Here is a 24,154-nt window from a genome sequence, read left to right as displayed (position 1 = left end):
AGCCCATAGTATAACCATTCACTATCTTGGCGCGAGAAGCCCCGGCTTACACGGCTAAAAACTCCCCCCCTGCCAAGGGGGAGTACCCCCGTAAGGGGGGGAGGGGGTCAAAAAACCACCCCGCCCCTACCCCTCCACCGGCCTATACACCTTCACCCGCTGATTTGGCGCCACGGTTTCACGCTGTGACACCCAGCCCAATGCCTTGAGCATACAGCCCAAACGCGTTTGTCCGGCGCGGTTGAGGTCTTCGGGGGGTATACCAAACACTTCCAGGCACACCTCATACAAGGTACACCGGCTGCGGCCGTGTAGCCAGGCGGCGAGTTTTTCTTGCATGGATTCGCTCAGGGCGTTTTCCGGTTCGGGGGTGTAGCAACTGGGGGGCGGGGAGGACGGAGGTGATGCGGTGGAGGGTTGAAGGTTCGTGGGGTTAAGGCGGTGTACCAAGTGGCTTAGATGCTCGCGCTTGCGGCCTTGGGCCTGTTGCAGGGCTTCGGTGAGGTTGTGTAAAGCGCCGCTGAGGTGATCCACCGCCTGGGTCAGGTGGGTTTCGATGTCGGGCGCGTGGCAGCGGTCGGCAGGTGTGTCAGGTATACCAGAATAGCCGCCGGTGCGCCGGATGGTCGGTAAGACCTCCTCCATCACCCACGCCTCAAAGCGCGCTGCGCTGGGCAATTTTGAGCGCAGAATTAAACGGTAAACGTCAGGTTCGGGGATGAGTTTGGTTTGCGGATCAAGCCTAAGTGCTTGATCTGTATAGGGGTGGCGAATCGCCACCCCTATATCATTCAATGACTTAGCATATTTGCAGTGTGTTTTTATTGCGTTAATGGTGTCTCGATACCCCAGCGCAACGGCCACATCCTTGGCAATAAACCACGGCTGACCGTCCAGCAGCAAAACGCGGATGTCGAGATGATCAAACTGAAAGGGAATCACAGAAGGGTTAACGGTGTTCATTAGATTAGCCAACTCCATACAAGTGTATAAATTCCTGTGCCCCCTTAAAGGGGCGCAGGCGACTGTATGGGTTGGCATACCAGGAAGAAGTCTGGCGCGTCGAAGACGCCCACATACAGCCACCCGCATGGAGCGAGAAGCGCGCAGTAAAGATAACAGACACAAAAAAACCGCATCAAAGCGGCTTTTCCGCTTCTTCATGGGATGCCAATCCCGCGCAGCAGCCGTAACGGCCACCGCGTGGCTACTCTACCCCGCCTACCACGCAAACACAAGCCCCCTGGGACCGCGCAGCACCCGCTGCGCACCGAGGCCGCAGGCCTCGTGGGGTTTAAAGCGTATCAAATGCGCAGCGGGTGCTGCGCGATCCCAGAGTGCTACGCGCTCCCGGCAGAGGCTTCCTTACGGGTGAGTTTTTTGAGGTATCATCAGCACATTTAACTGATCGCACTGCACATAAAAAAGGAGACATCCCTATGACTGATGATGAACTCAAAGCACTGGTTGCCAGTCTCGCGGTTGCTCAGGCTAAAACCGATGCCCAAATGGCTAAAACCGATGCTCAGTTTGCCAAGACTGATGCCCAAATGGCCGAAACTGATCGTAAGCTTCAAAAAATCGGCGAAATGATCGGCGCCTTTGGTCGCAACCTGGGCGAAATCACCGAAGAGTTCTTTTTTAACTCACTCAAAGACACTCAAGAGCTGGGCGGGATTCGTTATGATTTTATTGATAAAAACTTAACGCGCAGCGCAGATAAAGTGGAAGATGAGTTCGATATTGTGATGGTCAATGGCGAAGATGTCGCTATTATCGAAGTCAAATATAAAGCCCATGAAGCCGATTTAAAAAAGCTCTTAACCAGCAAGTATACAAACTTTAAAACGCTGTTTCCCATGTACAAAGATTATCGACATCATCTCGTGCTAGCGAGCTTCTCGATCTATGATGAGTTAAAACAACAGGCGCTCTCTCAAGGCGTGACCGTGTTGCAACGCAAGGGTGATATCATCGAAACTTTTTTGCCGCCTCAATAAAACATCGTGCTTGCCGTCCCTGGGGGCGTGGAGCTTAAGCTCCGCATTTAATACGCTTTAATAAACCCCCGCGAGGCCTGCGGCCTCGATGCGTAGCTGGTGCTACGCGGTCCCAGGGGCTACGCGCCACCCTTCCTTGAATTTGCGGGTTAGAAGCGGAAGGTTTCGCGGCGGATGATGTCGACCTCACGATAAGCAAATATAGCGCTTAAGTGATGGATCAAGGCATGGCCGCCTTGATGCCGCCAGAGCTGATCCAGCGTATCACTCAAGGCCTGATAGCGTGCCAGGGCATCCTTGGGCAGTTCAGGGTCTTGCTGATACTCAGCAATCAGGCCTAACCACAATTCACTCACACCCATGATGAAAGGCGGCCAGGCGCGTTGCATCTCCGGTGTCCAGTTGCGATCTGAGGTATCCTCAATCTCCGGGCGCTGCGGGCTTGCCGGGTCATCATAGACCACCTGTGCCAACACCTGCTGCGCCTGCAACCAGGCAATCCACGGATCCTCGGCAATCTGTGCGGCGAGCACCACGGGGGCAAGCGCGGGTGCGGCTCACCGAACAAGGTTCCCTCCATCGCCGTGCGCTCGTCAGTGCCGAATTCGAGCACTACCCATCGTCACCGGTGGCGGCCACCACAGCCTGGAGATTCCTGAGTTTCAGTGGCTCAACACCGTGCTGGGCAACGTCAAAAAAACAGCCTGCGGGGTTCCTATCATCACATCAGCGGCAAGCATCTGCCGCGCTACCTCGGCGAGTTCTGCTATCGCTTCAATCGCCGCTTCGATCTTGCTGCGATGTTTCCTCAGCTGGGTAAGGCGGCGGTGCGCAAACCCCCATGCCGCATCACCTCCTTAAACGGGCTGAGCTATATTAATAATCAGGTTACCTTATGGCATCTGCAATGTGTCAACGGGTGTTTCTGATTGCTCGCTCATTGCTTGCGCCGCTTCAATAACCGTTTGCACCTCATCATAATGCCGCAAACGCTCGATGCGTTTAAATGGCTGCTTTGGCGCGAGTTCGCGCGCGCTGTCAAGAAACGCATAGGCTCTTTCAAATTGACCCAGGTTCCCCATCATGAAAGCCCCATAGGTCGCGAAATCCTGGGCGGGATAAATCGCGAATGCCTGTTCAAATAAGTCGGCGCCGCGCTCAAGATCGTCGTCACGGTGAACGGCAATCAAGCCAAGCGTCGCGATCAGGTAGCCATGGGTGAAGTCATTTTCGGCATAAAGCGGGTTATCCAGCAATGCTTGCACCAAACGAGCGAATGCATCATAGTCGCGCGGTGGGCATGTTGAATTTGCAGATGTTTCGGGGTTGTATTGATGGCTAATTTTGAAAAGCTCGATGGCGGCGAATTGATGGTAAGCAGCGACTCTGAGCTTTTCCTCTGTTTCCTTGAGTAAGTCAGGAAACTCAGCTTCTTGCTCCCTGCAAAATTGCGTGCGTTGAATCTGCAACATGGCAACCGATGGACTGCGCTCGGCGGCTTTATCAAAGATACGCCGCGCCCCGATAAAATCCCCGTTTGCAATGAGTTGGTTGGCTAATAACTGCGTGGCACGTTCAGAATAGGGGTTTTTTTCAAACCAAAAATGTGATGCGGTATAAAGGTTACTCCATCCCGATGTGACTTGATACAATACGAATGCAAACAGTACCAAATAACCTGTAAAGCCAACCCACGCAAGTTTAATATATTGTTTGGGGATTTGAGTGAGGCTATAAACCAGCGCGAAGTACAGTCCGAATGCCGGTACATAGTTTCGATGAGCAAAATACAGCTCTAAATTAAGGAAAGTTGATTCGAGCAAATGCCCAGCGAGAAAAAACATGAGCCCGAATGCCAGGACTGGCATTTTTTTACGCAGCCAAAACATGCAAGCAACCAAACCACCCCAAATGACAAAAGCAGCGAGGGTGAAAGGCGGATCAAGCCAACCATTGGGAGCCGGGAGACGATCCATGTGGGGGGTGACCGAGAAAGATTCCTTTAATTTCCATACTTAAGGTTTAAACCCCCGCCTTTCAGGCGGGCAGATTTCATCTCAAGCCTTCTGGCCCGCAGATAAAGTGCGTATAAGCCTGTGGTGAAAGAGTAGGGTTCCAAAACAGTCCTTCTGTGATTAGAAATAGACGCATGTTGAAGCGAAACCAGCTAAAAATGCCAGGGCTTCAGATCATCGCTGGGTTACAGGACATTGAGCAGAGAAGGTACCGTGTTGAAAAAACATTGTTGGGCGTCGGTGGTTTTCAGATGTCCCTTGATTTGGCACGGTGTCAGCTAGGACGCGTCGTTTAGTCGACGCGTATCCGGACTTTCAGTCCGTTACTTTAACCCACCGGCTTTCAGCCGGTGGTTGTTAAGTTTCGATGATGGCGACATCGAGCAGTTGGCTTTTCAGGGCCAGTTCCAGCTCCAGTTCCACCACCCATGGGGCATCGGCGAACAGATCGACCAGCGCCAGGCCGAAGACCCGGTGCCATTGGCGCGGGGAGGCGTTGGTGGATGTCTCCGGGTTGGATGGATCGGGGGTGTCGGTGGCCATGCGGCAAGTCTAGTCGATCTGCCGGGGGTTTGGGGAGGCGATGGCGGGGCTGGGTGGTGGTTGCCTACCACAGAAAAAAGCCCCCGAGGCGCTAACCTCGGGGGCTGGATGGTGGGTGCCTGTGGTCAGGCAGGATCAGTCAGGGGAATTAAGTATATGTCCCCGGAACTCCCCGGAACTCCGAGGCAGGATCAGTCAGGGGAATTAAGTATACTGTCCCCACAATTCCATTCCCATTTAGCTGCTAATTAGTCGCGGCAAGTACCCGGTAAATATTTGGCTTCGAGAGCACCCGTTGGTCCGCAAAGCCATGCACGAATAGGCTGGGCCGTACCGCGCACAAAATCAGCGCCAACTGCAGCAACTGTTGCATCTGCATTGGTATACGGACGCAGCTCAACAACTTCACCATCAACAGCGCCGTCAATATTACGAGGCACAACTTGGATGACTCCGTCTGCAGTAGTTTGAATCGTTTGAACGTACTGAGAGACGGGACCAGTGTCATCCTCACCGCAACCGAAACCATTTGCGGCAGGAGCCGCAGCAAGTCCAGTTTGAGAAAGCTCAGAGATCGTTGTACGGCATGAACTTGCCGCTAGAACAACTTCGGACATCTTTGCCCTAATTGTATAATCCTGATAAGCTGGCAAAGCAATCGCCGCCAAAATACCAATGATCGCAATAACGATCATCAGTTCGATCAAAGTAAAGCCTTGTTGTAACTGTCTTTTCATTATTGGACACTCCATAAACGATTGAAAAAAGCCTGGAAACCAGACGTCTAAAGCGCAGCTGATGCTGCGCAATCCCAGGGGTGCAAATGTCCATGCATACACCGCGCCAATGTGGGTATTTAATCCCAAGCGTTTGATTATCAAGCACCGTTTACCTATCCCTCACAAAATGCGTCCTACTTGCTTCGTGCGTTGTCACGCTTGCCCAATGCCGACTTATTTAGTCGGCATTGTTTAGCCATGCCACCGTGGCGGCGGCTTCCAGCCGTCGCTTTCTTTTGCGGCATCAAGATGATGCCGCCACCCGTGGCGGCGGCTTCCAGCCGTCGCTTTCTTTTTGCGGCATCAAGATGATGCCGCCACGGTGTGGCGGACGCATCTTGCGTTCGCTGGTTTTTATGCGGCATCTGGAAGATGCCGCCACGTTAATGCGCGCCGTTACGCGTTGTAGTACAGTTAGGGAATCCTTATGTCACCGATGCGTCGATTATGCCTATACCCATCAGCGTTGTTTTGCCTGCCAAGAATGAAGGATTATGTATTGCCGAGGTGGTGCGCCGTATTTTGCAGACGCGGCCTGATGCCCAGGTGATTGTCGTGAACGATGGCTCGAGCGATGATACCGCAACCCAAGCCCAGGCGGCGGGGGCGCAGGTGGTTTCGCATCCGTACAGCATGGGTAACGGGGCCGCGATTAAGACCGGGGCGCGCGCGGCGTCTGGCGAGGTGATTGTGTTTATGGATGCCGATGGGCAGCATGATCCGGCGGATATTCCCCGTCTGCTGGATACGCTCAACGCGGGTTATGATATGGTGGTCGGGGCGCGGGACCGGGCTTCACAAGCCAGTTTCGGGCGCCGCATTGCCAATGGCTTTTATAATCGCCTGGCCAGCTACATGACCGGGCAAAGAATTCAGGATTTGACCTCCGGCTTGCGGGCGGTGCGTGCCGATAAGTTCCGCGAGTTTTTGTATCTGTTGCCGAATGGCTTTTCCTATCCCACCACGATTACGATGGCCTTTTTCCGGGCGGGCTACCCGGTGACGTATATCCCCATTAAAGCGGCCAGGCGCATCGGCAAAAGCCATATCCACCTGTTCAAAGACGGGGGTGCGTTTCCTGCTGATTATTTTTAAAATCGGCACCTTATACTCACCGCTTAAGCTGTTTTTGCCCGTTGCGCTGGCGCATGGCTTGCTGGCTATCGGGTATTATGCCTACACCTATCTCAGCTTTGGTCGGCTATCCTTGGCTACCATCTTTTTGCTGAGCGCTGCGGTGACGGTTTTTTTGATTGGCTTGGTTTCCGAGCAGATTACTCAATTGATGTATAAAGACAGCCGTTGAGCGGATGTTTAAAACGCTGGCGTGTCCACGCTGAATATACCGGAAGAAACGATGCCGCCTGCCGAATTCCCCCGCACTCCCGGCGGCAACCTCTACGCAACGCGGCTTAGCGGAAATTCCAACATCGCCGCAATATTCAAATGATAATCACGCAGTGTCTTCACAGACGTCTGCTCCAACGGCGGATACCAATGTAACGGTGTGGAAATACGCCGACCGTCCTCTAGATCAACCTGTAAATACCGCTCATCAAAATGCACTGCCTTACCGGCCAAACCAACCATACCATGTCTAGGTGTAAGCTCTTAATTCTTTCGGCTTAAAGGAAGAATACAACGACAATGCGGAGCTTTAGCTGCGCGCTCCCTGCGGCGTATTTAGCGGCTAAACACGGCGATGGATTCGGCGTGGGCGGTGTGGGGGAACATGTCGATGGCCCCGGCGGCTTCCAGGTGATAGCCGTGTTGGGTAACCAGTTGGGCGGCGTCGCGGGCGAGGGTGGCGGGGTTGCAGGAGACATAGACGATGCGTTCGGCCTGGGTGGCGGCGATGTTTGCTAAGATGGCTGCTGCCCCGGCTCGCGGCGGGTCCAGCAATACCCGGTCAAAACGTTCGCCAGACCACGGGGCATCTGCCTGTGCCTGGCTGAGATCGGCGGTGTAGTAACGCACATTATGAATCCCATTGGCCTGCGCATTGGCGCGGGCGCGTTCGACCATGCTGGCCTCCCCTTCTACGCCGACCACCTCGGCGCTGTGTCTGGCCAGCGGCAGGGTGAAGTTACCCAGGCCGCAATATAAATCCAGCACCTTATGGTGTGGCTCAAGCGCTAGCAAGGCGATGGCTTGGGCCACCATCAGGCGATTGACGGCGGCGTTGACCTGGATAAAGTCCAGCGGCGTGAAGCGCACAGTGACGGCAAATTCCGGATGGGCATAGTACAAACCTGCGTCCTCGGTGGGCCATAAGGGAGCGGCGCTGTCAGGGCCTTTGGGTTGTAGCCAGATGTCCATCGCGCAGTCTTTGCCCAGGGCGATCAAGGTTTCCCGGTCTGCTTCCCCCAGCACATCCAGGGTACGAAAAATCAGCGCCGGGCGGTCATCATCACCGACGGCGAGTTCAATTTGCGGGATGCGGTCGCGTTTTTTCAGCGTGGTGAGGCGGTCTTTGAGCACGTTGAGGCGTTCGCCCACGCGGGGATGCAATATCGGGCAGTGTTGCAAATCGGCCAGATAATGGCCCCGCCGTTCCCTAAAACCCACCAGCACGCCGCCTTTGGGGGCTACATATTTCACGCTTAAACGGGCCTTGCGTCGATAGCCCAGGGTGTGCGCAGTGGTGATCGGGGGCAGATGCTGCGCCGGAGCAAGCCCACCGATATGCGCGAGCTGTTCGCGCATGATCTGCGCTTTGGCCTGAATTTGTGCATCGGGGGCGAGGTGCTGCAAGGCACAGCCGCCGCAATGGCTAAAATGCGGACAGGGCGGTGTAACCCGTGCGGGGCTTGGACTGAGCACCTCGATCAGTTGCGCCTCATCATAACGCCGTTGACCGCGGACATAGCGGGCGCTGACCTGTTCACCGGGCAGGGCGCCTTCGATGAACACCGCCTTGCCTTCGATTCGTGCCACACCACACCCTTCTGCGCTGAGGCGTTCGACGGTGAAAGTCTGCGGGGCAGCGGAAGAAAATTTATGGCCAGGCATGGAGAAAGGCTTGCAGATGTGGTTTGGGAGACTGGCTGAGCATCTCGCGCAGGCGCTGTTGTTCCGCCTGCAGAGCGGTCGCATCCAAGCGGCCACGGAAACGCTCAAAGCGCAGATACACCAGATAGGTATTGAGTACGTCGGTTTCGCAGTAGTTGCGGATGCCTTCCAGGTCACCGCGTTGCCAGGCTTCCCAGACCTTATCGCCGCTCATGCCCATCTTGCCGGGAAAGCCCAGCATGGTGGCGATCTGCGTCAGCGGGGCATTGGCGCGGGGTTGATACCCGGCGAGTACGTCCATCAGGTCGATATGTCGCCAGTGATAACGCCCAAGGTAGTTGTTATAGCGAAATTCCCGCGCCTGGTCGCCGATTTCCCAATAATCCGGCGCGCTGATCCCGTGCAGGAGGCCGCGATAATGCAGCACGGGTAAATCAAAGCCGCTGCCGTTCCAGCTCACCAGGGTGGGGTGATAGCGCTCGATGCCGGCAAAAAAGCGACTGAGTAACTCCGCCTCATCTGCATCCAGATCCCCCAAAGACCAGACCTTGAGAGTATCGTGGGTTGCCAGAACCACCGAGATGGCGACCACCCGATGCAGATGCAAAGGGAGAAAATCCGTCCCGTTTTGCTGGCGGCGCAGATGTCCCAGCGCGGCGGCAACGGCTTGGTCATCCATATCCGCCAGCCCTTCATGCAGGGTGCGTCCGGCCTGGGTATCTGGCACGGTTTCGATGTCAAAAATCATGACCGGATTCATGCCGGGAACACACCCGTAGAGATGTAGCGATCACCGCGATCACAGACAATGGTGACGATCACCGCGCCTTCGAGGTGCTCGCAAAGCTGCAGGGCACAGGCCACCGCACCGCCAGAAGAGACGCCGCAAAAGATGCCTTCTTCCTGCGCCAGGCGCTGCATGGTCAGCTCGGCCAAGGGTTGGGACACTTCCAGCAGCTGATCAACAGCGCTGGGGTCAAAAATTCTGGGTAAATAGGCCTCGGGCCAGCGGCGAATCCCCGGAATGCTGGCGCCTTCCTGCGGTTGTACGCCGATGATCTGAATGGCCGGATTTTGTTGTTTGAGGTATTGCGAGGTGCCCATGATGGTTCCGGTGGTGCCCATCGCGCTGACAAAGTGGCTCACCTGCCCGTGGGTATCGCGCCAGATTTCCGGACCGGTGCCGGTGAAATGCGCCCGTGGGTTATCGGCATTGGCAAATTGATCCAGTACCTTGCCCCGGCCTTTTGCCTGGAGTTGCTGGGCCAGATCACGCGCCCCTTCCATGCCCTGTGCCGCCGTCACCGGCACAATCTCTGCGCCAAAGGCTTTCATGGTGGCGCGCCGCTCAAGGCTCATATTCTCCGGCATGATCAGCATCAGATGATAGCCTTTGATGGCGGCGGCCATGGCCAAGGCGATGCCGGTATTGCCGCTGGTCGCCTCAATCAGGGTGTCTCCCGGCGCAATCTCGCCCCGCGCCTCCGCGCCCTGAATCATCGACAGCGCGGCCCGATCCTTGACCGAACCGGCGGGATTATTGCCTTCCAATTTAACCAGCAAGGTATTGCGCTGCGGATCGGTCAGGCGTTGCAACTGTACCAGCGGGGTATTGCCGACACACTGTTCAATGCTAGGAAATGACATAAAAAACCTCTAGGTGTAAGCTCTCTAGGCGGTCCAGGTATCGCGGGTCGCCTGGCGATGGCAATTTTGGCGGCGCTCACTGAATGATCACCAGTGTGCCCTGTGGCAGTTGCTCATACAGCCAGATTACGTCTTGATTTCTCATGCGCACACAGCCATCCGAGGCCGGCGTTCCGATCAAGCCTTCTTCATCGGTGCCGTGGATGTAGATATAGCGGGCAAAGGAGTCAATCCCCGGACCGCGATTAACCCCCTCTTCCAGACCCTCCAGCCAAAGAATGCGGCTGGTGATGTTATCGCGGGGGGTGCGTTCGGGTTCTGTAACCAGTCTGGCAATCTCACCGGTGGGGATGCGGGCGCGAAAAATCGCCCCTTTGGGCTGCCCGGCACCGATTTTCTGGCGGATACGATGTACCCCCTGCGGCGTCTTGTAGCTGCCTTCCTCACTGCCGATGCCGTGGCGCGAGGTGGAAATGGGAAAGATACGCAGTTCTTCATCCTCTGCCGTCGGAAACAGATACAGGCGCTGCTCCTCAATGCGCACCACCACCAAAGGCGATAGCGGCTCCTGGGGAAAATGCTGCGCCAGCACGGCTTTAAGCTGCTCACGCCAGGCTTGCATCTGTGCCCTTTCAGTGTCGTCAATTACCATGTGTTCATCCGAAAGATATTCATCAAAAAACAGGTCTGGCCAGATGCCCCAGCGTTGCGATTGCGCCAGCGCGCATGTGATGGGAAACAGCATCGTCAGGCACACGATGACCGCAAGACTCAAACCTTTCACGCGAAGACAGGAGATAACTCAGGCATGGTTGTGCAGATCCAGCGTCGCCGAGGGGCGCAGCTGATCCTGCTTGGCCTGATCGTTACGTTTCTGGCGCAGCATGTGAAAATACTCCCCCTGCACTTCGCTGACATACTCGCCGGTGAAGACCGAGCAGTCCAGCGTTTTCAGGCGTGGATTGCCCTTGCGCACCGACTCGATCAAATCCTCCAGATCCTGATAAATCAGGCGATCTGCACCCAGCGCCGTACAGACTTGTGCCTCATCGCGGTTGTGCGCAATCAGCTCATCGGCGGCGGGCATGTCAATGCCATAAATATTGGGATAGCGCACCGGCGGCGCGGCGGAGGCAAAATACACCTTGCGCGCACCGGATTCACGCGCCATGGAGACGATTTCGCGTGAGGTGGTGCCGCGTACAATGGAATCATCCACCAGCAGCACGTTTTTGCCCTTGAATTCCAGGTGAATGCTGTTGAGTTTTTGGCGGACTGACTTACGCCGCTGGGTTTGGCCGGGCATGATGAAGGTGCGCCCGATATAGCGGTTTTTGATAAAGCCCTCGCGGTATTTGATCCCCAGCTCATGCGCCATTTCCAGCGCCACCGTGCGCCCGGTATCCGGGATGGGGATGATCACATCAATATCATGCTCAGGCCAGCAGCGGCGAATTTTTTGCCCCAGGCGCTTGCCCATGCGCATCCGCGCCCGATGCACAAAGACATTATCAATCACTGAATCGGGACGGGCGAAATACACATATTCAAAGATGCACGGTGCAAATTGTGGACTGTGCGCACAGATTTGGGTATGCAGGGTGCCATCCGCCTCAATATAAATCGCCTCGCCGGGTTCCAGATCGCGCACCAGCTCAAAGCCCAGGGTATTGAGTGCCACGCTCTCCGAGGCCACCATATATTCCATCCCCTGCGCGCTCATACGCTGCCCGAATACCACCGGACGAATGCCGATGGGATCACGAAAGGCCAGCATCCCCTGCCCGGCAAACATCGCCACCACCGCATAGGCTCCCCGGCAGCGTCGATGCACCCCCTCTACCGCCCGAAATACCGAGGCGGGCCCCAGTTCCAGCCCCTGCTGTCCCAACAGCTCCTGAGCGAGAATATTGAGCAGGATCTCGGAGTCCGAATCGGTATTGATATGACGGCGATCCTGCAAAAATAGCTCGCGCTTGAGTTCGGCGGCATTGGTCAGATTGCCGTTATGGCCCAGGGTAATCCCAAACGGGGAATTCACATAAAAGGGTTGCGCCTCGGCAGAGGAGGCACTGCCGGCGGTGGGGTAGCGTACATGGCCAATCCCCATGGTACCCAGCAGATTATGCATATGCCGGGCGCTGAACACATCGCGCACCAAGCCATTATCCTTGCACAGATGCAAACGCCCCTCCGCATCGCAGGTGACGATACCGGCGGCATCCTGGCCACGATGCTGCAATACCAGCAAGGCGTCATACAGGGCCTGATTCACAGGGCTATGGCCAACAATGCCAACGATTCCGCACATAGTCAGTTACTCACGGGTTGGGAGAACGCATACCTTGGGAGGAAATCCCCTCAAGGCGAAAATGGCTCGCTAAGTCCTGGGGCAACAAATCACGCAGCCACAAAGCCACCGGCTCCATCTTTGGTAAAATGATACTCTCTTGCCAAAAGGCCTGCTCCGGCAAGGTGGTCAGACCCGCCAGCAAGATTGCTGCCGCAATGATCAACACCCCGCGCCCCAGACCAAATACCAGTCCGATGCTCATATTGGTCCCGCTTAGGCCGGTTTTTTTCACCAGCATCGAGGCCAGCAGATTGATCACCCCGCCGATAATCAGCGTGCTGACAAATAAAATCGCAAAGGCAATCCCCACGCGCAGATTCGGCTCGGTAATCGCCTCCGGCAAAATGCTGTGCGACAGCGTCGCGGCATAGGCAATCCCGATCCACACCGCCAAAATCCAGGTGGCCAGAGACAAGGCCTCACTGACAAAGCCCCGAAACATGCCGATCAGGGTAGAGATCATGATGATGGCTAAAATAATAATATCGATCCAAATCATAGCGTAAGCGACCAGGGTAGGTTAAAAAGAGGCTAGAGGCAGCACGACACGAGGCAGGCTAAAACCATTCCCGCCGCCATGCCAAACGCGATACACACTATTTTCAGGGATAGCTGACTAAAATACCATCCAGATTGTGTTCATTGCGCAGCCGTTGTTGGAGGGTATGCGCCTCACTGCGTTCGGTAAAGGGGCCCACCTTGACCCGAAAAAACTGCCGTCCATCACGGGCAAAGGGCTCGACAAACACCGCAAGCCCCAGGGCCTGCAAGCGCTGTTTTTCACTCAAGGCCGTGCCTTCCTGACCGAAACTGTGGACTTGTACCGCCCACCCGCTCAACGGGCGGGGGTTTAGATCAGTCTGTGGCGCCACCGGCGCAGGGGCCGGGGCGGGGGTGGATGCTGGCGGGATGCCCGCCAGCGAAGGAGGTAGGGATTCTCTTTGATTGATGCGAACAGCGGGTTCTTCGGGGGGCGGTATCATCTGCAAATCCGGTGGGGGAAGCGCCGGACGCGGCAATACCGGAGGCGGCGGTATGCGCGGCGCCTCAGTGAGCCGCGCTTCATACCCCGCACCGTCGAGCACCATCGGCACAAAAATAACCGCCAAGGCGATCAAGATGGCTGCACCGATCAAGCGTTTTTTCAGATCCGTTTCCACGATGCCTATAAAAGGGTCGATTAAAAGTCAACAAGGGCGTGACAGCAAGGCGTGACCTTAGAGCCTATCATCGCCTGCTGGCACAGCCCCACGATGTGCTGCATAAAAACCGCTCTTGACATCCTCCCCGCCCTACCTGCCTGCGCCGCGTGCGTCGCGGCAGGCAGGAAGGACGGGGATTCCTAACCTCACGATCAGGACTTTCTGTTTCAACGAGATCAGCCGATGCCGCTTTACAGCAACACGGGACTTACGTTCTCTCCACAGACTAACCCCGCCAGCCCGGCGGTTAACACATTGCGCGCTGCATTCACATCGCGGTCGTGGAGACTGCCGCATTCCGGGCAGACCCAATCTCGGACAGACAGCGGCATTTTCGCTACGGTGTGTCCACACTCAGAACAGCGTTTGCTCGACGGATACCAGCGGTCGATACCCACCAGCATTCGCCCACACCATTGCGCCTTGTACGTTAACTGCCGGACAAACTCCGACTAGCCTGCATCACTGATGGACTTCGCCAGACAGCGGTTCTTCTGCAGGTGGCTCACGGCCAGCGTCTCGACGGCGATCACTTGCTTTTCGTTGATCAACCGGGTTGAGCGCACGTGGCGGACGCATCTTGCGTTCGCTTGGTTTTCAGCGGCACCTGGAAGGTGCCGCCACGTCTTTGAAGGCGCTCGTCGTGTATTCCGCTGACTGCGAGCCGTCCTTGCGCTTGAACGCGGGATACCCGGCACGCTTGGCAAAAAAGTTGGCGAACGCCGTTTGCAAATGGCGTAACGCCTGCTGTACCGGGACGCTGCTGACTTCGTTGAGCCACGCATGTTCTGGCGTCTTCTTCAACTCGGTCAGTCGTGCGGAGGTCTCGTGATAGCCGACGCGCTTTTGGTCCTTGAACCACGCATCCGTACGCAGCCGCAGCATGTGGTTGTAAGCGAAAACGCACACAACCGAACGTCCGGGCAAGGGTTTGTTCCTGCGCGGGCGTTGGATAGAACCGGAAGCGGTAGGCGCGTTTGATGTCCATATCCATACATTACACGCGATAGCGCACTGTGTAAAACCTCAACATAGAAAGGAGCGCGGGAGCAGGAGGCTTGCTTCGCACGCCGCGCTATCCCTCCTTGGCCTTGCGGCCGGGGTTTCCCGCGCAAACTGATGATATGACTGCAGTCGCAGATTATTTGCCGCGCGTTCAGCGGCATGTCATGGATTTTCCCGCAGGTGTGGCAATTCTTCGAGGACGGGAAGAACCGATCCGCGACGACCACGGTCACACCGCGAAACGCGGTCTTGTATTCAATCTGCCGTCTCAACTCACCAAAGCCGGCATCTGATACCGCGCGCGCCGACGATTTTTGACCATTTCTGTGACATTCAGGTTTTCAAATCGTGATGACCTGATAGGTGCGCGTCAGCGTATCCGACAGCTCATGGAGCTTACACCTAGAACCGCTTGGCGTTGGTAGCTGATGCGGGCCTGCAGCTTGGCTACCTTGAGCTGGGCTTTCGCTTGCCGGTGGCTACCTTTCACCTTGCGCGATAACTTCCGTTGCCGACGCGTTAAAGCCTTCACATTTTTCTTGAGTTTCTGATTGGCGGGGTTGACTTCGCCGTTGCTTAGGGTCGCCAACGCACGAGCACCGAAATCAACACCAACCGACGCCTGCTCAGGCGCATGCGGGTTGTAGTCCTCAGTCTCGACCAGGATAGACGCATAAAACTTTCCGGCACACTGGCTTATCGTAGCTTGCTTGGTCTTCCCGGTAAAGCGTAAGCGTTGCCGCAGTTTGATTCGGGTCTGCAATTTGGTAGTCCTGCAGAAATAGTGAATGGTCATTCAGCGGTGACAGGCAAGGTTTGGTTATAATGGTGAACGAAATACCAGATAGCTCCAATGTGGTTTTCGAGGTTCTTTGAAAACGAGAGGGCTTTTCTAACTAAACGAGACACGCGTTGCCTTAATATCGCATTGAAGCGTTTAATTTTAGAGGTTTTGCCGGATTCCTTGCCCACGGCACGATGGCGTTGTGTGGGCAATACCCCAGATAGGCCTCCCAAAAATCGGTGTAACACACACTACATTGACGATAACCGCGAGCAAGGACTCCCAAAGCCCTTTGGCCCCTGGCCGACTTCGATCCTCGACACACACGCCGACCCTTTCGCCCGTATCCTGATCGATCGCTTACCAACCCCAGGGTTTATGATGCTGGTTTCCCACAAAAGACCACAGCGCGTCACATGAGATCACACGCTTCCCTTTGGTTTTTTACCTGTACCTGTCGCGGTATCTCTTGATAACTTTGGTTCACATCGCTGTTGTAGCCAACGCTGTCAAATCCCAACGACCCGAGCGATACCGGCACGTCGAATGCTTTCCAATAAGCGTTTATCAATCAGCGCTTTTTTATCCTCACTGAGTCGATGCTGGGGATTCTCGATAAATTGCCGACCACACGCCTTGCACGCGAATTTCGGCGTTTGGTTATGGATACGGCCATTTTTAATCACCTTCTCTGAATGACACGAAGGACACTGCATGGTTTTTTACGCTTTAGAACCCATCACCTCTACATTTTACCATATCCAGCACTACCATTTACAGGACTACCAGCATTTGAATGACTTTATTCTTCAGCGGCGTCGTTTGGGGGGGTGGTTTTGGTGCGGTATAACGAGAGCAGCAGTTCTGCTTCGCCGCGATTGAGGCCGCAGGTGGTGACCAGATCTTCGACGCTGGCGCCTTTTTTGGCCAGGTGCATGGCCTGGCGGTAGGGGCCGGTATCCGGGTCTCGCAGTAGCAGCTGTTCTTGCTGGTCGCCAATTTGGCGTAGCTGTTGTTCGATGCGGTTTTGGCGCCGGGTGACCTGCTGGGCGTCATCGTATAATGCGCTGACCGCACCGCGCAGGGATAATACGGAGGTTTCCTGTTCGCTGAGCCGTTTTTTCATACCATCCAGGCGTTGTTCCAGGCGCTTGATCAGGACGAAGGCCAGGCTGACGATGACCAGGAGTATCAGGGTCAGTACGCCGATGATGAGGAAGATTTCAATGCCCATCATACATACTCATCAATCAGTGATGATCCCGGATCTTTGGGTTTTTTTTGTGCAGGCTCTGACTGCTCTTCGTCTGCGCGGTCAGTTTGGTCGCGCTCTGGTGCGTTTTTTGAGTCCTTTTGCTGTTCTTCGCGGCGCTGCAGCTCGGGCAGCTGGTCGGGAAAGCGCCGCGAGGGATCACCTTCTTCGCGTACCCGGCTACCCGGTTTGATGGGATTTACCGGTGCTATGGGGTCCAGATCGACGGGCATCAGCGTATCCTTTCAGACGGTAGCGACTTCCGACCATTCCTCATCGGTCAAAAGTCGATTGAGATCCACCACAATGGTCAGTTCCCCATCGCGACTGGCCACGCCGTGAATATAGCGTGAACTTTCGTCATTGCCGACATTAGGTGCCGGTTCGATCTCGGAAGCGGCCAGCTCAATCACTTCGGCAACACTATCAACGAGGATGCCAATCTCTTGATGGTTGGCCTCAATAATGACGATGCGCGAGGCATCATCGGGTTCTTTGTCCGACAAGCCCATACGGCGGCGGGCGTCGATGACGGTGACGACGTTACCGCGCAGGTTGATGATCCCCAGCACATAATCCGGGGCACCGGGTACCGGGGCAATTTCTGCCACGCGCAAGACTTCTTGCACTCCCATGACATTAATGGCGTAGGTCTCGTCTTCTAAGCGAAAACTGACATAACGCGCCACGGGCCCCCGGTTGGTTGCCTGAACCTCTTTGGCCATAAATATCTCCTCGTGCGTATCAATGTCTGTATGTATGCGCGATCATCTCAGCGCGTGAAACCGGTGTTTTATCCGTTGCCTCAGGAAAAACCCGGCGGGCAAAGCGATGCGCTGGGCCGGATGGCGTTGTTAAAACAGGCCACCCAGACCTTAAGAGCGGGCTTTAGCTCGGCGCGATTTTACGGCATTCTGTTCGATTTGCCAGTCCCCCTTGTGCAGGCTTGCCGCCAGGGAGTCGATGTCTAAAATGGCACACATGTGTTTGATCACCGTCCCGGCAAGCCAGGCGCGGGCGCCGCGTGTGCTGCGCCAGCGGACATCTTCGGGGCGCAGGGTGATGGTTTCGGTGATGCCTTCGCAGGCCATGCCCCAGATGTAATTATCAATCAGGATCACATGCGTTGGCTCAGTCGGTGAGCGCTCATAGCCATCGGGGAGCACAATGGGGCCTACATCGACCAGTTTGACCTTGCGTTCATAGTGCTGGATCAAGCCCAAAAACCAGGCTGCATGGCCTGGCATGGGGGTCACTTCCTTGGGCATGGGGATGATGCCATTGAGTTTGACCAACGGCACGGCCAGACTGAGGCCGGCGACCTTGAACAGCAAGCACTGAAACGGCGCCTGTGCCCAGGCGGGACGTTCACCTTCATGGGCGATTTTATCGTTACCCGCCCCGCCTGCGGTCTGGGTGGCGAGGGCGACGTCGGGCTCCGGGCTTGCCAAGGCAGTCTCCGGTGCATCGAAGTCCGGGATTTCCTGCAGCAGGCTGTCCAGATAACTGGCCAGCGCCTGCTGTTCATCCAGTACCAGCGATGAGGTAGCGGGTTTTTGCGCTGGCAGCGTTTGCGGTTTTGGCCCTTTCACGAAAGCGCCTCTTGCGGTGTTTTCCTGGTACTGTCTAATAAAAATTCCAGCAAAGCCCGATAAGCCTGGATGCCGCGTGCGGTATCCGACATCATCGGCAGGGGTAAACCGGCCATGCTGGCTTCGCGGAATTTGGCATCCACCGGAATGACGCCATCCCAGAGATTCTCGTGATAATGTTCGTGCAGGCGTTGCAGGCTTTGTGCAGAGGCCTCGGTGTGCCGGTCAAACAGGGTCGGGACAATGAGATGATCAATGGGGATCTGGCGCGAGCGCTGGATCATTTTCAGGGTGTGCAGCATGCGATCCAGTCCTTTAAGCGCCAGAAACTCGGTTTGTACCGGAATCAGCAGGCGATTGCAGGCGGCCAGTGCATTGACCATCAACACCCCCAGCATCGGCGGACAGTCCACCATGACATTGCGATATTCCGCCGACAGGCTTTGCAGTGTGCGCTTCAAGACCAGACCCATGCCCTCGCGGGTGCCGAGCTGACGATCCAGGGTCGCCATCGCCGTGGATGCGGTGAGCACCTGTAGATGGGCAAAGGAGGTCGGGCGGATCAGCTCCTTGGCGGAAGGGCGCTGACCTGCGGCCATCTGGCGAAACAGGGTATAGACCCCATCGGCGCCGCTTTCCGGATCAAAACCAAAATAGGAGGTCAGCGAGCCATGCGGATCCAGATCCACCAGCAGGGTATCCTCGCCCTCCAGCGACAGCAAGGCTCCCAGGGTAATCGCCGTGGTGGTTTTGCCAACACCACCTTTTTGGTTCGCTATGGCCCATATTCGCATCAAGGCAGCCCTACTGTTCCCTGTGCGTCCCCTTCCGGTGAGGCGGGGCGGCGCAACATCATTTCAACATCTTCACGCAGCAATTCCGGGCGGCCGGTATCCGTCGGCTGGCGTTTACCCGCCATGATAATCACCGCGACCCGGCGGTTTTTGCGCCGCCCCTCGGGCGTGGCATTATCGGCCACCGGGCGAAATTCGCCATAGCCAATCGCCGCCATCTGTTCTGGATCAAGTCCGTTGCGCCCAAACAGATGCACCACGCTGGCGGCCCGACCGGAGGACAGCTCCCAGTTGGAGGGATACACCACGGTGCTGATCGGCACATTATCGGTATGTCCCTCTACGTGGATGCGGTTGGGAAAGCGCGCCAGGATTTCGGCTAATTTTTGCAGCACAGGGATGGCCTCTGGCGAGAGCGTCGCACTGCCGCTGGCAAACAGGATACTGGTGTTGATTTCCACCTCAATCCATAAACGGTCGCGGTGAATATTGATCAGATCGGCATCAATCAGCGGCGCCATCGCCTCTTCGATTTCATCCGACATCTCGGACATCAGGGCCACCGCTTCCGAAAGGCCTTCGATGTCCATATCGCCGAGGATGTCTTCCAGACGCCGCGAGGGGATTTGATCATCCAGAGGGGCAATCACCATCGCCGGTTCGTCGGTAGACATGGGCACGCGCCGCCCCAGTTCGCCAATCGGTACCGGCTCACTTTGCGTCGGCGCCCGAAACGCCGTAACCAGTGAATCGGACAAAACCCGGTATTTGCCTTCGTTGACAACCGAGATGGCATACATCACCACAAAAAACGCCAACAACAGGGTCATGAGGTCTGCATAGGGGATGGCCCATGCCTCATGATTCTGATGGTCTTCGCATTTTTTTTTCTTAGCCATAAAAATCCACCTGCAGAAAGCCATCTGTCAATGTCACGCAACCTGCCGTACAAGGACCCCGCTGGCGTACCACAAAAGCCGTCGAAGTTCTTGCATCCTTGTAGTAGGCAGTGCTTGCCTTGCCGTACTGCGGCTGAGTCAGTGCAGATAGCCCTGTAACTTGGTTTCAATATTACGAGGGTTGGCACCTTCGGCAATGGAGATAATCCCCTCGATAATCATTTGCCGATGTTCGGTGCGGGCGTGAATAATGGTCTTTAGCTTATTCCCTACCGGCAAAAAGAACAAATTGGCCGAGGCAATCCCGTAAATGGTGGCCACAAAGGCCGCTGCAATACCTGCCCCGAGCTGACTGGGGTCTGCCAGGTTTTGCATCACTGCCATCAGCCCCATCACCGCGCCGATAATCCCTAAGGTGGGCGCATAGATTCCCATCGCCTCAAAGACTTTGGCACCCTGGATGTCGAAGTGCTCCTTGCTTTCCATTTCCACTTCAAGAATATTGCGAATCGCCTCCGGCTCTGTGCCATCGACCAACAATTGCAGGCCCTTGCGGGCAAACAGATCAGGCTCTTGTTCGGTCAGCGACTCCAGCCCCAAAAGCCCTTCTTTGCGGGCAATTTGACTCCAGCTGGTAATCTTTTCAATGGTTTCCACGGCGTCAATCTTTGGCGCAACCAACACCCAGGGAAAGATCTTCAAGGCATGGGCGAAAAATTTTGGGCGGGTCTGAATGAAGCCGGCGGCAAAGGTGCCGATGACCACAATCAAGAATGCCGCCAGATTCCACAACGCCGCCAGACCACTGCCCTTGGCGATACTGCCGCCAAGAATCGCCACCAGCGCAAAAACCAGCCCGATTACACTTAGAATATCCATGCTCAAACACCCCCTGCCAAGGTTTTACCGATGTGTGCCAGGGGTAAGATGCGATCCGCAAGGCCGGCATCCACCACAGCCGCCGGCATACCATAGACCACGCAGCTGTCCTCGTCTTGTGCCCATATCTTGGCCCCGTGCGATTTTAACAAGCGGGCTCCCTCGCGACCATCAGAGCCCATACCGGTCATGATAATTGCCAAAACTTCCCCCTTTAAGACCTCAGCTGATTTAAAGGTGATGTCCACGCAGGGACGGTAATTTTGTTCCGGTGGACTCTCTTGTACCCGCACCCGGAGCAGCGTGCCTTTTTTGTCAACGATCATCTGCTTACCCCCCGGTGCCAGCAAGGCCAGGCCGGGCTGCATGATATCCCCGTCTTCCGCCTCTTTGACGCGGATAGCGCACAACTGGTTGAGGCGCTCGGCAAAGGCGGGTGTAAAGGTAGCCGGCATGTGCTGTATCAGCAACAACGGCAGGGGAAAGTTTTCCGGCAATTGCGTCAAGACGTTTTGCAAGGCAACCGGCCCACCGGTTGAGGTGCCGATCAATACCGCTTTAAAATCGCGCAGTTTTAACGGCCCCCGTTCAGTGCTTGCCGGCGACACTGGGCTAAGGGGTGCGCTGGGTGTTTTTCCTGCGGACGGCACGGGTGCAGGCGCGACAGGCGATGCTGCAGGCGCCCGGGTGCCCGGTGCAGGCTTGCTTAACGGGCGTTTGCGGCCCAGACCAATGGCCTTGACCCGGCGCAGCAGCATACTTTTGGCTTCATCCTGATCGCGGCTGATGTCTTCAAAGCGTTTGGGCAAAAAATCCACCGCCCCGGCGTCCAGGGCATCCAGGGTGGCCTTGGCCCCATCAAAGGTCAGCGAGGAAAACATCAGAATATGGGTCGGTTGCACCGCCATGATGCGCTTTACCGCCGTAATGCCATCCATCACCGGCATTTCGATGTCCATGGTGATGACATCAGGCTTGAGTTTGATCGCCTGCTCAACCGCCTCTTTGCCGTCAGCCGCTGTGCCGATGACTTCAATGCCCGGGTCGAGATTCAAAAGCTCAACGATACGCCGGCGAAAAAAACCGGAATCATCGACCACAAGGACACGTACTGCCATTGTTTATACTCCGCAAGCGTTAAGCGCGCATAACACGCAATAGTTATTTTCAAAAAAACGAGCGTCCCGTGCGCCAAGATGCCGATACGCGGTTTAGCGGCGGTTGCTTCAGCAAGGCGCTAAAACCCGCGTGTATAAGCTCTCAGCAGGCTGGGGATATCCAGAATCAAGGCAATGCCGCCATCACCGGTAATCGTCGCCCCTGCAAAACCGGGCAAGCCGTGCAGGGTGGAGCCCAGGGGCTTGATCACCACTTCTTCTTGTCCAATGAGCTGATCCACCACAAAGCCGACCCGGCGATTACCCACAAAGACCACCACCACATGTCCCATATTATCGTTTTGCGTGGGGCTTGGTTTGCGGATCAGCCAGCGGCGTAGATAATAAAGGGGCAGGGCCTGATTGCGCACCATAACCACTTCCTGATCATCCACCCGATTGGTGCGGGTCAGATCCAGATCAAAGATTTCGCTGACATTGGCCAGCGGCAGGGCAAAACGCTGCTCGCCGAGCATCACCATCAGCGTGGGCAGAATCGCCAGGGTCAGCGGGACTTTGATCGAGATCTTGCTGCCTTCGCCCAGCTTTGATGTGACTTCCACCGTGCCGTTGAGCTGGGCTATGCGGGTTTTGACCACATCCATGCCGACCCCACGTCCGGAGACATCGGAGATCTCGGTCTTGGTGGAAAAACCGGCCATAAAGATCAGATTGAAGGCATCGTGATCGCTCATGCGGGAGGCAGCTTCTTCATCCATCAAGCCCTTCTCGACCGCTTTTCTGCGCAATACGTCGGCATCCATACCCTTGCCATCGTCGGTAATCGTCAGCAGGATATGATCGCCTTCCTGCTCAGCGGCCAAAATCACATCGCCAACCCTGGGCTTGCCTTTGCGCTCGCGCTCATCCGGCGGCTCTACCCCGTGGTCGACCGCATTGCGTACCAGATGCACCAGCGGATCGGCCAAGGCCTCCACCAGATTTTTATCCAGATCGGTTTCTTCGCCGCGCAACACCAGATTGACTTCCTTGTTGAGACTTCTGGCCAGATCGCGCACCACGCGCGGGAAGCGCCCAAAGACCTTCTTGATCGGCTGCATCCGCGTTTTCATGACGGCAGTTTGCAGATCAGCGGTGACCACATCCAGATTGGTGACGGCCTTGGAGACCTGCTCATCTCCCATTTTGGAGCGCAAGGTGGCCAGGCGGTTGCGTACCAGAACCAGTTCACCGACCAGATTCATGATGTCGTCAAGGCGCTTGGTGTCCACACGCACCGAGGTTTCACCTTGGGGCGCAGGGGCGGCACGAGCTGCTGCCGGAGCGGCAGCGGCCTTGGGTTCACTTGCCGCCGGGGCGGCAGGTTTCGGTGCCGCGACACCAGGAGACGCGCCTGCACCAGCATCTTTGGGGCCGCCTTTACCGTGGAGCTGATCCAGGAGATTATCAAATTCATCCTCAGAGATATGCTCAGGCTCGACGGCTGAGGATTTTGCGGCGGGCGCGGGTGGTGGTGGTGGCGGCGAGGAAGCTGACGGCGGTGCCGCCGGAGGTTGGCTGCTGGCCTGATCCAGCAACAGCTCAAATTCTTCGTCGTTGATATCACCATCCGGGGCCGGGGTGGCGGATGCACTGGGCGCGCCATTGCCCTGACCACCTTGCAAGGCATCCAGCAAGGCGTCAAATTCATCATCGGTGATATCCCCCGAACGCGGCGGCGTACTGATTGGGGCGGCGCTTTGCGCGACCGGCGGGGGGGGCGGTGGTGCTTCGCTTTTGCCGGTATCGGGATGAGTAAAGCTTTCCAGGGTGGTCAGCAAGGTCTGGTCGGCGGAGTCGGGTTCGATCCCGGCACGCAGCTGATCGAACATCCCGTTAAGCACGTCCAGAACCTGCAGCACGGAATCCATCAGCTCGCCGTCGACGCGGCGCTGCCCCTGGCGCAACACATTAAAGACATCTTCAGCCCGGTGACAGATGTCCACAAGGCTGTTGATTTTTAAAAAACCGGCACCACCTTTGATGGTGTGAAAGCTGCGAAATACGGCATTTAACAGATCCTTATCATCCGGAGACCGTTCCAATTGCACCAATTGCTCATTGAGACGGTCAAGCAGCTCACCGGCCTCGACCATGAAGTCTTGCAAAATTTCGTCATCGGTATCCAGACTCATTCGACCTGTTCCTAAAAAGTTAAGCGTGGCAGTCCGCCTGTTGCAGCGATTAAAACCAGCGTTATGCCGGTACCGGGATACAGGCTTGAAGCTGGATCAACAAACC

27 protein-coding genes and 5 pseudogenes are annotated in these 24,154 nt (G+C 56.1%); 3 read left to right on the top strand and 29 right to left on the bottom strand.

Annotated features, from left to right (window positions below):
* Nucleotides 1-126 precede the first annotated feature (126 nt).
* Complete coding sequence (locus tag THISIDRAFT_RS14705; protein ID WP_006786114.1) at nucleotides 127-963, bottom strand: BRO-N domain-containing protein; 837 nt, start codon at nucleotides 961-963, stop codon at nucleotides 127-129.
* A gap of 476 nt (nucleotides 964-1,439) precedes the next feature.
* On the opposite strand from THISIDRAFT_RS14705, the gene THISIDRAFT_RS05470 reads away from it, so the two are divergent.
* Nucleotides 1,440-2,000 (top strand): hypothetical protein, encoded by a 561-nt coding sequence (locus tag THISIDRAFT_RS05470; RefSeq protein WP_006786115.1) that lies wholly within the window; start codon nucleotides 1,440-1,442, stop codon nucleotides 1,998-2,000.
* A 149-nt stretch (nucleotides 2,001-2,149) separates the two neighbouring features.
* Here the strand turns inward: THISIDRAFT_RS05470 and THISIDRAFT_RS05465 are convergent, their stop codons facing one another.
* Nucleotides 2,150-2,536: a hypothetical protein gene (locus THISIDRAFT_RS05465; RefSeq protein WP_006786116.1), complete on the bottom strand. Its 387-nt coding sequence runs from the start codon at nucleotides 2,534-2,536 to the stop codon at nucleotides 2,150-2,152.
* Between the two features lie 82 nt (nucleotides 2,537-2,618).
* Here THISIDRAFT_RS05465 and THISIDRAFT_RS05460 point away from each other — a divergent pair.
* Nucleotides 2,619-2,880: pseudogene (locus THISIDRAFT_RS05460) on the top strand (transposase); the annotation flags it as partial.
* A gap of 13 nt (nucleotides 2,881-2,893) precedes the next feature.
* Here THISIDRAFT_RS05460 and THISIDRAFT_RS05455 read toward each other — a convergent pair.
* From THISIDRAFT_RS05455 to THISIDRAFT_RS05440, 4 genes are all read right to left on the bottom strand, one after another.
* A complete protein-coding gene (locus tag THISIDRAFT_RS05455; protein ID WP_006786118.1) occupies nucleotides 2,894-3,976 on the bottom strand; it encodes a tetratricopeptide repeat protein in 1,083 nt (360 codons plus the stop codon).
* Nucleotides 3,977-4,372: 396 nt separating this feature from the next.
* Nucleotides 4,373-4,558 carry a hypothetical protein gene (locus tag THISIDRAFT_RS05450; protein ID WP_006786119.1) on the bottom strand — a complete coding sequence of 62 codons (186 nt, stop codon included), beginning with the start codon at nucleotides 4,556-4,558 and terminating at the stop codon, nucleotides 4,373-4,375.
* Nucleotides 4,559-4,806: 248 nt separating this feature from the next.
* The gene (locus THISIDRAFT_RS05445) at nucleotides 4,807-5,295 is read right to left on the bottom strand and encodes a pilin (RefSeq protein ID WP_040851308.1); all 489 of its coding nucleotides are present in this window, start codon (nucleotides 5,293-5,295) and stop codon (nucleotides 4,807-4,809) included.
* A gap of 176 nt (nucleotides 5,296-5,471) precedes the next feature.
* Entirely contained in the window at nucleotides 5,472-5,702 is a 231-nt protein-coding gene (locus tag THISIDRAFT_RS05440) for a hypothetical protein (RefSeq protein ID WP_139063936.1), read from the bottom strand.
* Between the two features lie 82 nt (nucleotides 5,703-5,784).
* On the opposite strand from THISIDRAFT_RS05440, the pseudogene THISIDRAFT_RS05435 reads away from it, so the two are divergent.
* Nucleotides 5,785-6,643 (top strand): annotated as a pseudogene (locus THISIDRAFT_RS05435) (glycosyltransferase family 2 protein).
* 92 nt (nucleotides 6,644-6,735) lie between these two features.
* Here THISIDRAFT_RS05435 and THISIDRAFT_RS15300 read toward each other — a convergent pair.
* The 23 genes and pseudogenes from THISIDRAFT_RS15300 to THISIDRAFT_RS05340 form a co-directional block, all read right to left on the bottom strand.
* Nucleotides 6,736-6,927, bottom strand: a complete 192-nt coding sequence (locus THISIDRAFT_RS15300) for a DUF2442 domain-containing protein (protein ID WP_006786123.1) — start codon at nucleotides 6,925-6,927, stop codon at nucleotides 6,736-6,738.
* A gap of 93 nt (nucleotides 6,928-7,020) precedes the next feature.
* Nucleotides 7,021-8,349: a 23S rRNA (uracil(1939)-C(5))-methyltransferase RlmD gene (rlmD, locus tag THISIDRAFT_RS05430; protein WP_006786124.1), complete on the bottom strand. Its 1,329-nt coding sequence runs from the start codon at nucleotides 8,347-8,349 to the stop codon at nucleotides 7,021-7,023.
* Entirely contained in the window at nucleotides 8,336-9,109 is a 774-nt protein-coding gene (locus THISIDRAFT_RS05425; RefSeq protein ID WP_006786125.1) for a 3'-5' exonuclease, read from the bottom strand. The genes rlmD and THISIDRAFT_RS05425 overlap by 14 nt, the downstream gene beginning before the upstream one ends.
* Nucleotides 9,106-9,996, bottom strand: coding sequence for a cysteine synthase CysM (gene cysM / locus THISIDRAFT_RS05420; protein ID WP_006786126.1), 891 nt, complete (start codon nucleotides 9,994-9,996; stop codon nucleotides 9,106-9,108). The genes THISIDRAFT_RS05425 and cysM overlap by 4 nt, the downstream gene beginning before the upstream one ends.
* A 76-nt stretch (nucleotides 9,997-10,072) precedes the next feature.
* A complete protein-coding gene (locus tag THISIDRAFT_RS05415) occupies nucleotides 10,073-10,618 on the bottom strand; it encodes a L,D-transpeptidase (RefSeq protein ID WP_139063939.1) in 546 nt (181 codons plus the stop codon).
* Nucleotides 10,619-10,798: 180 nt separating this feature from the next.
* Nucleotides 10,799-12,307: an amidophosphoribosyltransferase gene (gene purF, locus THISIDRAFT_RS05410; protein WP_006786128.1), complete on the bottom strand. Its 1,509-nt coding sequence runs from the start codon at nucleotides 12,305-12,307 to the stop codon at nucleotides 10,799-10,801.
* A gap of 10 nt (nucleotides 12,308-12,317) precedes the next feature.
* Nucleotides 12,318-12,848: a CvpA family protein gene (locus THISIDRAFT_RS05405; protein WP_006786129.1), complete on the bottom strand. Its 531-nt coding sequence runs from the start codon at nucleotides 12,846-12,848 to the stop codon at nucleotides 12,318-12,320.
* 103 nt (nucleotides 12,849-12,951) lie between these two features.
* Nucleotides 12,952-13,509 carry an SPOR domain-containing protein gene (locus tag THISIDRAFT_RS05400; RefSeq protein WP_006786130.1) on the bottom strand — a complete coding sequence of 186 codons (558 nt, stop codon included), beginning with the start codon at nucleotides 13,507-13,509 and terminating at the stop codon, nucleotides 12,952-12,954.
* A gap of 233 nt (nucleotides 13,510-13,742) precedes the next feature.
* A complete protein-coding gene (locus tag THISIDRAFT_RS14700; RefSeq protein WP_006786131.1) occupies nucleotides 13,743-13,955 on the bottom strand; it encodes a zinc ribbon domain-containing protein in 213 nt (70 codons plus the stop codon).
* Between the two features lie 193 nt (nucleotides 13,956-14,148).
* Nucleotides 14,149-14,478: a transposase gene (locus tag THISIDRAFT_RS14695; protein ID WP_246585329.1), complete on the bottom strand. Its 330-nt coding sequence runs from the start codon at nucleotides 14,476-14,478 to the stop codon at nucleotides 14,149-14,151.
* A gap of 10 nt (nucleotides 14,479-14,488) precedes the next feature.
* Nucleotides 14,489-14,539, bottom strand: a pseudogene (locus THISIDRAFT_RS14690) (helix-turn-helix domain-containing protein); the annotation flags it as partial.
* 193 nt (nucleotides 14,540-14,732) lie between these two features.
* Nucleotides 14,733-14,783, bottom strand: a pseudogene (locus tag THISIDRAFT_RS14685) (hypothetical protein); the annotation flags it as partial.
* Between the two features lie 143 nt (nucleotides 14,784-14,926).
* Nucleotides 14,927-15,352: a transposase gene (locus THISIDRAFT_RS14680; protein WP_006786133.1), complete on the bottom strand. Its 426-nt coding sequence runs from the start codon at nucleotides 15,350-15,352 to the stop codon at nucleotides 14,927-14,929.
* Nucleotides 15,349-16,056: pseudogene (locus THISIDRAFT_RS05385) on the bottom strand (IS1 family transposase). The gene THISIDRAFT_RS14680 and the pseudogene THISIDRAFT_RS05385 overlap by 4 nt, the downstream one beginning before the upstream one ends.
* Before the next feature lie 86 nt (nucleotides 16,057-16,142).
* Nucleotides 16,143-16,577 carry a DUF2802 domain-containing protein gene (locus THISIDRAFT_RS05380; RefSeq protein ID WP_246585328.1) on the bottom strand — a complete coding sequence of 145 codons (435 nt, stop codon included), beginning with the start codon at nucleotides 16,575-16,577 and terminating at the stop codon, nucleotides 16,143-16,145.
* On the bottom strand, nucleotides 16,574-16,825 hold the full coding sequence (locus tag THISIDRAFT_RS05375; RefSeq protein ID WP_006786136.1) for a hypothetical protein: 252 nt from the start codon (nucleotides 16,823-16,825) through the stop codon (nucleotides 16,574-16,576). Before THISIDRAFT_RS05375 ends, THISIDRAFT_RS05380 begins: the two co-directional genes overlap by 4 nt.
* A gap of 12 nt (nucleotides 16,826-16,837) precedes the next feature.
* Nucleotides 16,838-17,317, bottom strand: a complete 480-nt coding sequence (locus tag THISIDRAFT_RS05370) for a chemotaxis protein CheW (RefSeq protein WP_006786137.1) — start codon at nucleotides 17,315-17,317, stop codon at nucleotides 16,838-16,840.
* A 150-nt stretch (nucleotides 17,318-17,467) separates the two neighbouring features.
* Nucleotides 17,468-18,184: a chemotaxis protein CheW gene (locus tag THISIDRAFT_RS05365; RefSeq protein WP_006786139.1), complete on the bottom strand. Its 717-nt coding sequence runs from the start codon at nucleotides 18,182-18,184 to the stop codon at nucleotides 17,468-17,470.
* Nucleotides 18,181-18,978, bottom strand: a complete 798-nt coding sequence (locus tag THISIDRAFT_RS05360) for a ParA family protein (protein ID WP_006786140.1) — start codon at nucleotides 18,976-18,978, stop codon at nucleotides 18,181-18,183. The genes THISIDRAFT_RS05365 and THISIDRAFT_RS05360 overlap by 4 nt, the downstream gene beginning before the upstream one ends.
* Nucleotides 18,978-19,877, bottom strand: a complete 900-nt coding sequence (motD, locus tag THISIDRAFT_RS05355; RefSeq protein WP_006786141.1) for a flagellar motor protein MotD — start codon at nucleotides 19,875-19,877, stop codon at nucleotides 18,978-18,980. The genes THISIDRAFT_RS05360 and motD overlap by 1 nt, the downstream gene beginning before the upstream one ends.
* Nucleotides 19,878-20,015: 138 nt before the next feature.
* Nucleotides 20,016-20,756, bottom strand: coding sequence for a flagellar motor protein (locus tag THISIDRAFT_RS05350; protein ID WP_006786142.1), 741 nt, complete (start codon nucleotides 20,754-20,756; stop codon nucleotides 20,016-20,018).
* Between the two features lie 2 nt (nucleotides 20,757-20,758).
* Nucleotides 20,759-21,874 carry a protein-glutamate methylesterase/protein-glutamine glutaminase gene (locus tag THISIDRAFT_RS05345; RefSeq protein WP_006786143.1) on the bottom strand — a complete coding sequence of 372 codons (1,116 nt, stop codon included), beginning with the start codon at nucleotides 21,872-21,874 and terminating at the stop codon, nucleotides 20,759-20,761.
* A gap of 119 nt (nucleotides 21,875-21,993) precedes the next feature.
* Nucleotides 21,994-24,048 (bottom strand): chemotaxis protein CheA, encoded by a 2,055-nt coding sequence (locus THISIDRAFT_RS05340; protein WP_006786144.1) that lies wholly within the window; start codon nucleotides 24,046-24,048, stop codon nucleotides 21,994-21,996.
* Nucleotides 24,049-24,154 lie beyond the last annotated feature (106 nt).

Origin of the sequence: Thiorhodospira sibirica ATCC 700588 (genome assembly GCF_000227725.2) — a bacterium.
Taxonomy (GTDB): Bacteria; Pseudomonadota; Gammaproteobacteria; order Ectothiorhodospirales; family Ectothiorhodospiraceae; genus Thiorhodospira; species Thiorhodospira sibirica.
Note: the sequence above shows the minus strand (reverse complement) of the source record. Positions and strands in the feature narration are given on the sequence as shown.